A 12,133-nucleotide genomic window follows, 5' to 3' on the forward strand; every position below is an offset into this window, starting at 1 on the left:
CCTCTTTTCCTCGCTCCCGATGGGAAGCAATACGAAGAAGAGCCGGGACAATATGACCTTTTCCTACGGCCGCTTCCAAAACGGCCTCACTGTCCACCCCATTCATGAGGCTTATGATCATGGTACGCGAATCGGTAAGAGCGGTTACGGCCGGTAAAATGGCAGAAAGCGCCCCATATTTGACGGTCACAAAAATAAGGTCTACAGGGCCCGTTTCTTCCGCTCCTTGTACCATGGGGCGGAAAGGCTCCCCATTGATGACAAGTCCTTTTTCACGAAGCCTTTCTCCCCGCTGTCCATCCGCGATGACAGTAAAAGATAGGTCAGCCAGCCTGCTAAGCCCCCAGATAAGATAACTTCCAATGGCGCCAGCTCCAATCAGTGCCACTTTCTTGATTTCCATAGGTCAGTCTCCTTTGATCGATAAGGGGGACACCGATGAGGGGGTCCGCCGCAATGGATTCATCTCTTATCCTCATTATACAGAAAGATAGGGAAAAAAGAAAAGGACAGTCCCCTATACCCAGTCAACATTACGGTGAATTTTTCTTTTTCCAGATATTCTGAACGGAAATTTCCCGCGCTTGCCATGGGGCAACCTAAACGACCATCAAATAGACTGCTGTCACCCTTAAAAAAGCAGGCTAAGACCAATTGGACAGGGGACAAAGTGGTCTATGCATAAAAAAGTCTCCATCTGAACTCATGCAATCAGATGGAGATCCATTTTTTATTCTTGTGCTGCAGGGGATTCTTTTTCTGCTTCCGGAACAGCAGCTTTTTCTTGTTCTGTTACAAGGGGGGCCGCTTCTTTCTGGATGTTCACCAAGCGGGCGACCACTACATCAACAGAATCAACATAAAAATCGGTAAGGGCAGCCACTTCTTTTACAATGGCCTGACGCAGGTTTTCCACGACTTCGGGGATATTGGATCCATATTCAACAGCCACTTTTAGTTCAAAACTGACATGACCCTTCGTAACGGTCCCGTTTTCGTCAACGGTGGTATCACTTTTACGGACGGAAATTTGGGGAACCATCTTGTCCGTAACCCGTTTAGCCAGGGAAAAAAGGGAGCTACCTTCATTTAACGAGAGGGTCACATGCCCAAGGTCCTGGGCAGCAGCACGAACAATATCGACAAACACTTCGTCACTGATGATGGTTTTTCCTTGGATCATCAAAATCCCTCCTTTTGGCTGCGCATCTTTCAGCGAAATTCCACTTTCAGATGCTGACGATCTACAAGTTTATGATAGCGATAGCGCGGATAGCCTACGAGCAGGCAGCCAACCCCCACTTGTTTTGTTGGAATCTGGAGCAGTTCCCGCAGCGGCGCATAATCGGCCCGAAGGCAGGTTTCAATAAAGCCCATGATGGTCGTGCCAAGTCCCAAGGTCGGTGCGTACAATTCCGCATAAGCAAGGGACTGCTCACTGTTGCTGGGGCCTGTCACATTAAGGCGGCGAGCCAAAACAAAGATGAGCTGACGGGCGTTGCGTCCGATGATATCAATGCCTCGTTCACGGTACACATGAAGGACTTTTATGAAATACCGCTTTTGTGGGGATTTATTGTCAATCTGTTCCTGCATCCAGTCAGCCACACAGTCCGTAATTTTCTTGATCAGGTCCCGATCCTGAATAACAAGGTAATACATGCCCTGGGAATTGGCAGCCGTCGGAGCAAACCGGGCTGCTTCAAGAAGCTGACGGATCTTTTCTTCCGGTACCAATTCATCGCGAAAATTCCGGATGCTCCGGCGTTGACGGAGAAATTCCAGCGCCGTATCCGGGTCCAGCATGGGACGGGTGATGGGATTCATCTCAGCCTTCGGGCAGCGGGAATTGTCAAGGGCCCCCGTGGGGCACACAGCGACGCAGTGACCGCAGGACATACAGGACAGGTCATTGATACAGACCGGGCCTTCGGTATCCATTTCCAGGATACAACTCGGGCAGACCTTTGCGCACGTGCCGCACCGCGTACATTTTTCTTTATCGATTGTGATTATTCCTGCCACCTATACACACCTCAAAACTTTTTCAGTACATATCCAAAAAAAGCCGGACAACCGTCCGGCCTATTCTTTAATTGGCTCCCCGAGTAAGACTCGAACTTACAACAACTCGATTAACAGTCGAGTGCTCTACCATTGAGCTATCGGGGAATGTCTTATCAACGTTGTTTAGTATAAGGGATTGGGGCTTTCTTGTCAAGCCTTTTTGCAAATTCTTTTTTGGGCAGTGCCGTAGGAACTCGCACCTCATCCGTTAACCCCAGGAAGTCAAGGCCTCTGGAGAAAATGATAGAATATAAGGCTTTTATCATTTTAACCCTTACTATGTATTGTTAATTTTATTATATCTTTATATTATTTTGCACTCATATAATATTGATTATATGAATTCAGACAAAACGACTTTCTTTTTACTTAAAAATGAGATAAAATTAAATCATAAAATTATTATTATTAAATATCTTTTAATTTTCTTAGTTTATGTAGCTTATGTTTCATTAATTATGTCAATTACATATAATAATGTTTCATAAGCTTCTAATAATATATTATGGGGATTTTTTCTAGTAAGGCCCAAAGCCGCTTTCTGCGGCCCACATGTGACAGCGCCTTTCATCAAAAAAAGGGGGAAATTTCATATGAACAGAGCGTATAAGGTCATTTACAACAAGAAAAGACGATTGGTCCAAGTCGTCTCCGAAATCAGCGGTGGATTTACCCGTGCTGAGCGTCAGGGACGGCGCAGCCTCCTACGCGGTCTCGTTTTGTCGTGCCTTATCGGGGCAAGTCTCATCGCCGCCCCACTTCCGTCTTATGCAGCAACGACGGAAGAACAAGTCGCTGCCAATAGTGCCGCCATTGCGCAGAACAAGACCAATATTGCGGCCAACAAAACAGCCATTGAAAGCAATCAGTCTGGGATCCGCGCCGTTACAAGAACAGTCGAAGCGCAGCAGGCCTCAATTTCCGGTAAGGCGGAACAAACAGACCTAAATAAAGAGACAGCAGAACGAAAAGCGGCTGATACGGCGACAAATGAGAAGGTCGCTGCCAATAAAGCGGCCATTGATCAAAACAAAACCGATATCGCAAAAAATAAAACCGATATTGCTGCCGCACAAGCATCCCTTTCGGGAAAGGCCGATCAATCTGACCTTGATACGCTTAGCTCCAGAGTATCAGAAAATGCCACTGCGATTGGAACAAACCGCTCAAAAATCAATGAAAATCGAAGCAAGATCAAAGAACTTGCTGATTCCCTGGGATTTAAGACAGACGAAAGTGGGACCATCACGGGGCAGTCAGGGCTAACCAAATATTTCAAGACGAAATCGTCCACGTCTTCCTATACAGAAACCATGACCAAGGAAGATGGAACGACTGAAACAAAGACAACGACCATGACGGACGGTGAAGCCAAGGCGGAAGGCGGAAACTCCGTTGCCATTGGTCCGAATGCCAACAGTAAGGCCAACCAGAGCATCACGTTGGGTGATGGAGCTGTGACAAAATCGACGGCAAGCCGCGGCATCGCAATCGGTCAGGGAGCCATTACGGGGGCGACTGCTGACATGGGAGCAGACCTTGGCTCTGACACGGCAACCAATCAAGGCGGTGTTGATTCCATCTCCATTGGGACCTTGTCCAACGCCCGCGGCAATGACGCCATCGCCATTGGGCACAATGCGGAAGTTCAGAACGTGCCCATTGACGGATCCGGAACGGTTGCTTCCAAAGGAAGTCTCGCCATCGGCAGCGATGCCAAAGTATATGGAGCAAGCTACTCCCTCGCCCTTGGTGCAGGTGCCACCATTGCAGCAGATAACCTCAATGGAAATACAACAAATGAAGCCATTGCGATTGGCTATAACGCAAAGGTGAATAATAATGCGACTCACGCCATAGTGATTGGGTCCAACGCAAACGCTGATAAAGCCGACGCCATTGCTATCGGCTACAAAGCATTCTCTGAAAAAAACAGTATGGCTTTGGGAAATAATGCCAAGGCCAGCGAAGACTCTCTTGCCATAGGATTTGGTGCAACCAGCAGTGCGCCCAACGCCCAAGCCTTTGGTAATGGTGCTGTAGCGACCAGCGGCGGCGATATTTCCATCGGGAATCTCGCTGGCGTGGGATCAGATGCAAAAAGGGCCAATGTAGATGGTTCCCTCATTGCCATTGGTGTTGCAGCAGGACAAAATGTGGTAGGAACAGCAAATGTCGCAATCGGTGATAAAGCAGGTTCCAATGTCCACAGCAACTACAATGTATCCATTGGCTCCGAGGCAGGTCAGGGATTCAAAACGGAACAAACCCTGGATAATCCGCAAAATGGCTATAATGTGTCCATTGGTTACAAAGCCAATAATTTTTCTGAAATAAGCGGAACAGACACCACACAATACGCCATCGCCATTGGCGCCAATGCAACCTCCTACAGTAACAGCACAGCCATTGGGCGGGCCGCCCTTTCAAACGGGCAATATGCAATGGCCTTTGGAGATAACGCTCACGCCTATGATACGGGCAGTATTGCCTTTGGCTATAATTCCGTTGCCAAAAACGGAAATGTTGCCATTGGGTCTGGTTCGGATGCCCAAGCCATTGTTTCTGGAACGGGCTATCTAACGCAGCAAATCGCCCCTTCCAGTTATGTTTCCGTCGGGACAAGCGAAAATCTGCGCCGTATTTCCAACGTAGCAGACGGCTCTCTTGACAGTGATGCCGTGACCGTGCGTCAGTTAAAAACGGCGATGTCACCAAAAACTATGTCGATCAACAGATCAGCAACCTTAACAGCAGTATTGAAGCCCTGTCGAAAAAGTATTTTTCTGTCAGTTCCAATGAAAATACGAGCACGGGAAATAAAAGCAATGACGGAACGAGTCCAGACAACAAAAACGCCATGGCAATTGGGCCGAGGACTGCGGCTCAGGCTGATGACGCCCTTGCCATAGGCAATAACACAAAATCAACAGGAGCCGGCAGCATTGCCATCGGCTCCGAAGGGCCCATCAAGTCAACTGACCCAGGCGACAGTACCCATTTAACAGAAGCAAAGGGGGAACGTTCCGTATCCATTGGGTCGGGATCGATTGCACAGACCGATCATTCCATTGCCATTGGGACGAGAGCGACCAACTACAACCAGGTCAACGAAAATAATGAAAGTTCCAATCAAGGGAATCATTCCATTGCGATTGGTTATTATGCCGAGACTTCCGGGGACAGCTCCATCGCAGCAGGAGATCAGGCCGTTGCTGCCGGCAATGGTTCCATTTCCATTGGTAAAGAATCCGGGACGGACGCCAGCGCAACCGACTCGATTGCGGTGGGGACCAGCACCAAAGTCAATGGTTCGACATCTACCGTCGTAGGCGCTCACAACACAGTAGAAGGTGATCGAAATCATGCCTTTGGAACAGGAAATACCATGGATAACACGGGCGATGGTCCCTCTAATCCGATTTACGAATCGGGACTCATTGGCAACAATAACAAGATTTCAGCCATTTATAATAACCAAGACGAACATAAAGGATCTGTTACGGACGCTCACGCGGTAGGCAACGGCAATACCATCAGCCAGGAAAACGAAGGGTTTACTATCACGGATGTCCAGATCAGCGGGTCCAATAACAAGGTATTGGGAGAGGCCTCTCAGATGGCAGAAGCTGGCAGCCTGAAGGGCATCACGATTGACGGGTTTGACAATACGATCAAGGGGCGCAATGTGGATGACGCAGCCAATAAGACCGAGAACATCAATATTGTTGGCAACAACAACACTGTCGACATCCCCCTCCAAGGACGTAAAGCAGATATGAACAACATCCAGATCCTGGGAAGTGATGTCAATGCGACGGTGGGCAATTCCGCCTACATTGGTTCCGGCAGTTCCGCCAAAAAGACAGCCGATGAAACAACGTCCGGCGTGGGGACATACAACTATGACAGCAAGGACGCCAACTACACAACCCGCAGCGGGGAAACAGCAACATTTGCGGGTTCGGAAGCCACAGGCGTCGTTACGGTAGGAAGCGAAGGAAATTATCGCCGCGTCCAGAACGTTGCCGCCGGTCTTGTCGGTAAAGACAGTACCGATGCCGTGAACGGTTCCCAGCTCTACTATGCAACGCGCGATCATCACTATTTGGGAGATAACTCGAATCTTACAGATGACAAGAATATAGTCAATGTAGGATCTGACGGTCACATCAACATCGTCGGCCAGACGAAAGATCTTGCAGGCAATTCCGTTACGACAGAAGAAGGCCTTAAGCAGCAGCTCACCGACGGCAACATTGGTGTTGTTGCAGACAGTGAACATCAGGCCATGATTGTCAAGCTGAACAAAGATGTGGTCCTTGGCAGTGATACCCAAGACGGGTCCTTGACACTCAAGAACAATCAGGGACAGGAAACGGCCAAACTCACAGCTACGGAAGCTTCTTCCTCCCTGGACGGCAGTGCGACCATCCATCGTGCGGCCCTATCCGGAACGGCAAATTCCTCTTCTCGCCTGCGCGCCGCAGCATCTGGCACGGAGACGGCTGAATCGACCTATGCCATTGCCACCATGGAAGATGGTCTTTCCTTCATCGGCGATGACAGCACCAAAGTGGACCGGGTCCTCAATACCCAGCTCACCTTAAAGGGCGGAGCTTCGGGCACGCTTACTGACAACAACATCGGCGTCCGCAGCTTTACAGCGGATAACGGAGCTGCTGGCTTCCATGTTCAGCTTGCTTCGGATTTGACGAACCTGAACTCCGTAACGAGTCAGTCTGTCACGACTAATAACCTCACCGTCAAAGGCGGTGAATTCAAGGTCGAAAACGGGACCAACATCGACATGGACCAGAACCAGATCCACAACGTTGCGCCTGGTACAGCGCCGACCGATGCGGTCAACGTCAGCCAGCTCCGCGGCATGAACATCGATGTCCAGCAGGAATTCAACCGGGTTGATGGCCGCATCAACAACCTTGACAATCGGATCAGCCATGCCGGTGCCAATGCGGCCGCCCTTGCCGCTCTCCACCCCAACGACTTCGATCCAGATGACAAGTGGGATTTTGCTGGCGGCTACGGCAACTACCGCGGCAGCCACGCCGTTGCCTTCGGGGCTTTCTATCGTCCGACTGAAGATGTCATGTTCAGCGTCGGCGGCTCCATGGGCGGTGGTGAAAACATGGTCAATGCTGGCGTCACCTTTAAATTGGGCCAAAACAACAACGTCTCCAATTCCCGCGTTGCCATGGCAAAGGAAATCCGCGATATGCGCAAGGCGCTTGCTGAACAAAGTGCGGAAATTGCCCAGCTTAAAGCCGTCCATGGCTTTAAGATCGATCCCATGAAGAGCGAGCTCTTCCCTGACGTGGCAGAAAACCATTGGGCCTATGAATATGTGACAAAGCTTGCCGGTAACGGCGTCCTCAAAGGCTATCCCGATGGCGAGTTCAAGGGCAATCGCATGATGAGCCGCTATGAATTTGCCGCCATCGTCTACCGCATCGTCCAAAGCGGCATGGCTTCCACCGATCCGGAACTGAGCCGTCTAGTTAAGGACTTCTCACCGGAACTGAAGTACATCCGTATCGACACGATTCAGAAAGACCGGAACGGGAACCCAACCATTGAACGTGTCCGCGTAAATAAACCGATTCAGGCCGGTAAATAATCCGGGTTGGATGGGCCCCGACCTTCCCGCCCTTTCGGAAGACTGCAATTTCCCCATAAAAACAAGGCTCCGTGAAGTAAAACTACTTCACGGAGCCTTGTTTTACGTGTTATCGCTTGATTGGAAAATCAAAGAGGCCAATTTTCTCATCACTTCGCAGATAGGAAAGGTCATTCAAAAGGAAGATGGCATGTTCATCCCACTTATTGATACCAATCATCGTAAGCGACGCCGGACGGATATCAAAGGACACTTTCTTGAAAGCCACTTCATCAATGGAATAGCCCATCCAGTAGAAAAGGATATTTTGGATAGATCCTTTATGGGCGACGATGATAAGGTCTTCCGTCCCAGAAAGGACATCCTTTATCCCATCAATCGTCCGCTCATAGAACTCCCGCCGCGTCTCCCCTTCATCATAATTGCGATGATCAAGTTCGCGTCCCGTTTTTGGAGCATGGTAAAAAGCCTTTGCGGCAATGACGCTCTTGCCGGCAGCCTTTCCATTATTTTTTTCACGCAAGGCCTCAAAAAGGATCATTTCCTTGATACCAAGCGCCTTTTTAAGGATGGCCGCGCCTAGCTGACAGCGCTGCAGGTCACTTGCTGCCAAACGGGGTGGTTTCCTTCCAGCAAAATCCTTTTTGAGGACCGCTGCCAGTTTCTCCATTTGGACCTTGCCGTCTGCCGTAAGGCATGAATCAGTCCAGCCACCAGTAAGGGCCTTGACGTGATGCTCTGCTTCACCGTGACGGATGAGTAGAATCATAATGGGCCTCCTCCCAATCAGAGATACCGCTTCATGGTAATGGCCATACGACCTTTTTTGGTAGTACCGCGCACTTCAGCAAGTTCTGCCCTGCCTCGGCTTCTAAAGGAAATCACATCCCCTTCCTTGACAAGCTGGGAAGGATTTTTGGCGTCCTGCCAATTGACGCGCACATTCTGCCCCTTGATTTCCTCGGCCATGCGGGAACGGGAAACGCCAAAGCCAGCTGCCGCGACAGCATCCAGCCGAAGGGCTGAAACGGTGGCGGAAATGACCTTGACACGCTGCTCCTTTTCCTTGAGCTCCGTTAGGGGAATTTCCTTTACTTCTACCGTGGCCGCCCCGATCTGTGTCAAGTTGGAAAGGATAAAAGGGACCATGGTCTTGTCAACAACCATCTGGGCTCCCTCGTCGGTAAAGACAATGTCTCCCAAGATATCCCGGCTGCAGCCCATACCCGTAAAAGCTCCCAGAACATCGCGGTGACCCACATCATAATAACGTTTGTCCCAGGTTACAAGAAGGGCCGCAATGCAAAAATCCGGTTCACCATAAAAATCGTCCACAACATAGGCAATACGCATCCGTTCGGCATTTTGAAAGCCCCCGAAGCTCTTCATAGTAATCTGTGTATAGTTTGACGCGACAATATCGGCCACATTGATGCCATGGGGATCCATGAAATCACTGACCATATAGCGGCGATTGCGGCGGGCCTGGTCTGCAAGGTCAATAAGTTTTCCCGCCAGTTCCTCGTCTCCGCCGGCTTTAAAGAATCTAAGGATTTTTTCTCGATCTGCCATAGTTATTTCTTGAGCGCTGCACTTCGCTTCAAAACAGCATCGACAGCGTCATAGAACGCTCCTCTCACTCCGTGATTTTCAAGGGCCTTGATGCCTGCAATGGTCGTACCCCCGGGACTTGTCACCTGATCGCGCAGCTGGGCGGGGTGAAGGCCTGTCTTAAGACCCATCATGCCACTTCCTGCCATGGTGGCAGCGGCAAGCTTGATGGCAAGGGCACGCGGAAGGCCTGCCATGACACCCGCGTCAGCGAGGGCATCCATGACTACAAAAAAGTAACCCGGTCCGCAGCCACTGATGGCCGTAATGGCTTCCATGGCGCTTTCATCAACCCAAATGGCCTCGCCGCAGGAATTGAAGATGGTCCCCGCGAAGGCCTTCATGTCTTCGGTCACGGCGTCATCGGCGGTAAGGGCCGTCATCCCCATGCCAACGGCAAGGGGGGTATTGGGCATGGCACGGATGACGGCGTGGGCCGGCACAAGAGCGTGAAGCTTTGCAAGGTCAAAACTTCCCATGATGGAAAGGATTGCAGCTTCCTTTGGAAGGGTCTCCAGCATGTCTGCCGTGACAGCCTTATGGGCCATCTGCGGTTTTACAGCAAGGATGACAAGGTCAGCACCCTGTACAGCCTCTTCATTTTTTCCGTAAACAGCGGCCTTTGGATAGGACGCGCGCAGCCGGTCCTGGCTCTTTTGGGAAGGGACGGAAAGGGCAATATCGGATTCAGAAGCGACATTTCCCAGGAGCATACCCTTTAAGATGGCCTCTCCCATCGCTCCGCAGCCAATAAAAGCAATCTTTGGATTTATCTCTCCCATGGTTCAGCCTCGCTTTCACTTGTGTAATTCGTATTTTCCACGTCGATTTCAACATTTTGCGGTGCGCAGACCATGATATTGCGTCCAACTTTGCGCAAAGACCCATCAAGGGCATAGATGGTGCCACTGATAAAATCCACAATACGTTTGCGCACATCGTTATCCGTATTTTCAAAGTTGATCACCACAGGCTGGTTATTACGCAGGTAATCCGCCATTTTCTGGACCTCGTCAAAACCAATGGGTTCCACGACGACAACGCTCACGGATTTTTGCGCATGGGGCATGGCAATGAGATTGTCCCGTCCCGTATGACGTGACTCTTCATAGCGGTTTGTTTCATAACCGCGATGACTTTCGCTGCCATAACTTTTGGTGCCAAACATAGGCACGACATTGTCCTTTTTTTCATCGTCAAATTCGAATTCGTTGTCCTCTTCTTCCTTGAGGCCGATGGCACGCATGATATTATCGAAAAATTTCATGGAATCTTCTCTCCTTAAAATTTGAGGGTATAGTCGCGGGCACCAAAAAGAGCGGAACCCACACGGATTTCATTGGCGCCTTCTTCTACGGCAATCCAATAATCATGGGTCATGCCCATGGAAAGGATGTTGACATCTTTATGCTTGAGTGCGTCCCTGAGGAAAAGGAAATCCTCATACCCCGCGCGGAAAACAGGACGCGTTTCTTCCACCTGGTCCGTTGCCTGGGCAATGACCATGACGCCGCGGACACGCAGATGAGGATAAGCATCCAGCGTTTTTACAATGGCCCTGAAATCGGCCGGTTGAAAGCCACTTTTTTGGCTCTCCCCCGCTTCATTGATCTGAAGCAGCACATCCTGCACCTTGCCAACCTGTTCGGCCGCCCTATCCAGATGGGTCAAGATCTTGGCACTGTCCGCCGATTCAATAAGGTCAAAATGTTCTACCGCATGTTTAGCCTTATTGGTCTGGAGATGACCAATAAGGTGCCAATGACCTCTTTTCGGCAGGACTTCCTGCTTATGCATCGCCTCCTGGACCCGGTTTTCCCCAATTTCCGTAAGCCCTGCGTCAAGGGCCTCCGTAACCACCTCAGGGGGATGGTTCTTAGTGACAGCAAGAATGGTCACCGTATCCCCTGTCACCTTCTTTTCCTTGCGAAGAGCCAAGGCCTCATCGATTTTTTTCTGAACTGAGGCAAGTTTTTCCGAAAGCATGCACAACATCTCCTTACGAGTTTTACCTTCCACGTTGAAATAAAATGGCAGCAAGCCTTCCCGTCCGGCCATGATCACGGCGATAGGAAAAATAGTGGTCAGAGGAAAAGGTCGATACTCCAGCAAGATAAATCTGGTTTGTTGGGATCCCTGCTTTTTGGAGCATCGCTGCATTAAGGTGCCATAGATCCATCAAATAGTGATGGGGCCGCGTCTGGATAAAGAACGCTTCATAGCCAGGCGCCGCGTTACGCACCCTGTCATCAACCTCATAATCCTTGGGACCAATGGAAGGACCAATGGCCGCAACAAGGTCCCGGGGCTGACTGTGAAACGTCTCTTTCATGACAGAAACGGCCTTGGGCCCGATGGCACCCACTGTACCCCGCCAGCCAGCATGCAGCAGGGCTGCTCCTTTTTGGACGGGATCCACAATCATGATGGGTGTACAGTCCGCATAAAAAAGCATGAGGGGAAGATCCTTTTCACCCGATGCAAGGCCATCCACACCGGCAAGAGTCGTTCCAAAGTCCCTTGCCCCACGGCCAGCCTGGGCGGCATCTACCACTGCTATCTGGCTCCCATGGATCTGGGCGCAGGTCACCGTGCGGTCAAGCGAAATGGAAAGGGCGCGGGCCGCTTTTTCCCGGTTCCTTATAACAAGCGCCGCTTCATCCCCCACGTGAAGGGCCATATTAAGCGTATGGGGAAGGATGGCACTTTCCCCGCCCTCCATACAGGTAAAGGCGTTCTCAAAGCCCATTTCCCGCAAAACCGGGAAATAGCCATAGGTCACGCCTTCTTTTGTTTCATAACAGAACGTCTCCATAA

The 12,133-nt window shown here is 50.4% G+C and carries 11 protein-coding genes and 1 tRNA gene; 2 read left to right on the forward strand and 10 right to left on the reverse strand.

What is annotated here, in order from left to right:
* The 4 genes from HMPREF1246_RS05390 to HMPREF1246_RS05405 form a co-directional block, all read right to left on the reverse strand.
* Positions 1 to 403, reverse strand: a 403-nt coding sequence (locus tag HMPREF1246_RS05390; protein WP_021736933.1) for a ketopantoate reductase family protein, incomplete at its 3' end; no start/stop codon positions are given.
* Between the two features lie 327 nt (positions 404 to 730).
* On the reverse strand, positions 731 to 1,183 hold the full coding sequence (locus HMPREF1246_RS05395; protein WP_009014803.1) for an Asp23/Gls24 family envelope stress response protein: 453 nt from the start codon (positions 1,181 to 1,183) through the stop codon (positions 731 to 733).
* 29 nt (positions 1,184 to 1,212) lie between these two features.
* Positions 1,213 to 2,025: a nitroreductase family protein gene (locus HMPREF1246_RS05400; protein WP_021736938.1), complete on the reverse strand. Its 813-nt coding sequence runs from the start codon at positions 2,023 to 2,025 to the stop codon at positions 1,213 to 1,215.
* Between the two features lie 72 nt (positions 2,026 to 2,097).
* Positions 2,098 to 2,172 (reverse strand) — tRNA-Asn (locus tag HMPREF1246_RS05405).
* A 488-nt stretch (positions 2,173 to 2,660) separates the two neighbouring features.
* Between HMPREF1246_RS05405 and HMPREF1246_RS10830 the strand changes: the two genes are divergently transcribed.
* Both HMPREF1246_RS10830 and HMPREF1246_RS10835 read left to right on the forward strand, forming a co-directional pair.
* Entirely contained in the window at positions 2,661 to 4,979 is a 2,319-nt protein-coding gene (locus HMPREF1246_RS10830) for an ESPR-type extended signal peptide-containing protein (RefSeq protein WP_021736947.1), read from the forward strand.
* Positions 4,928 to 7,705, forward strand: coding sequence for an S-layer homology domain-containing protein (locus HMPREF1246_RS10835; RefSeq protein WP_231368246.1), 2,778 nt, complete (start codon positions 4,928 to 4,930; stop codon positions 7,703 to 7,705). The genes HMPREF1246_RS10830 and HMPREF1246_RS10835 overlap by 52 nt, the downstream gene beginning before the upstream one ends.
* Before the next feature lie 109 nt (positions 7,706 to 7,814).
* Here the strand turns inward: HMPREF1246_RS10835 and HMPREF1246_RS05415 are convergent, their stop codons facing one another.
* Genes HMPREF1246_RS05415 through pgeF form a run of 6 tightly spaced genes read right to left on the reverse strand, consistent with a single transcriptional unit; the run spans position 7,815 to position 12,131 of the window.
* Positions 7,815 to 8,474: a histidine phosphatase family protein gene (locus tag HMPREF1246_RS05415; RefSeq protein ID WP_009014806.1), complete on the reverse strand. Its 660-nt coding sequence runs from the start codon at positions 8,472 to 8,474 to the stop codon at positions 7,815 to 7,817.
* A 17-nt stretch (positions 8,475 to 8,491) separates the two neighbouring features.
* A complete protein-coding gene (locus HMPREF1246_RS05420; protein WP_021736935.1) occupies positions 8,492 to 9,277 on the reverse strand; it encodes an RNA-binding protein in 786 nt (261 codons plus the stop codon).
* Between the two features lie 2 nt (positions 9,278 to 9,279).
* On the reverse strand, positions 9,280 to 10,098 hold the full coding sequence (gene proC / locus HMPREF1246_RS05425; RefSeq protein ID WP_021736927.1) for a pyrroline-5-carboxylate reductase: 819 nt from the start codon (positions 10,096 to 10,098) through the stop codon (positions 9,280 to 9,282).
* Positions 10,086 to 10,583 carry a cell division protein SepF gene (locus HMPREF1246_RS05430; RefSeq protein WP_014128331.1) on the reverse strand — a complete coding sequence of 166 codons (498 nt, stop codon included), beginning with the start codon at positions 10,581 to 10,583 and terminating at the stop codon, positions 10,086 to 10,088. The genes proC and HMPREF1246_RS05430 overlap by 13 nt, the downstream gene beginning before the upstream one ends.
* A gap of 14 nt (positions 10,584 to 10,597) precedes the next feature.
* Positions 10,598 to 11,302: a YggS family pyridoxal phosphate-dependent enzyme gene (locus tag HMPREF1246_RS05435; RefSeq protein WP_021736931.1), complete on the reverse strand. Its 705-nt coding sequence runs from the start codon at positions 11,300 to 11,302 to the stop codon at positions 10,598 to 10,600.
* Positions 11,303 to 11,324: 22 nt separating this feature from the next.
* Entirely contained in the window at positions 11,325 to 12,131 is an 807-nt protein-coding gene (gene pgeF, locus HMPREF1246_RS05440; protein ID WP_021736930.1) for a peptidoglycan editing factor PgeF, read from the reverse strand.
* Between the last annotated feature and the right edge of the window lie 2 nt (positions 12,132 to 12,133).

It is taken from the genome of Acidaminococcus sp. BV3L6 (assembly GCF_000468835.1).
Lineage (GTDB): Bacteria > Bacillota > Negativicutes > Acidaminococcales > Acidaminococcaceae > Acidaminococcus > Acidaminococcus intestini.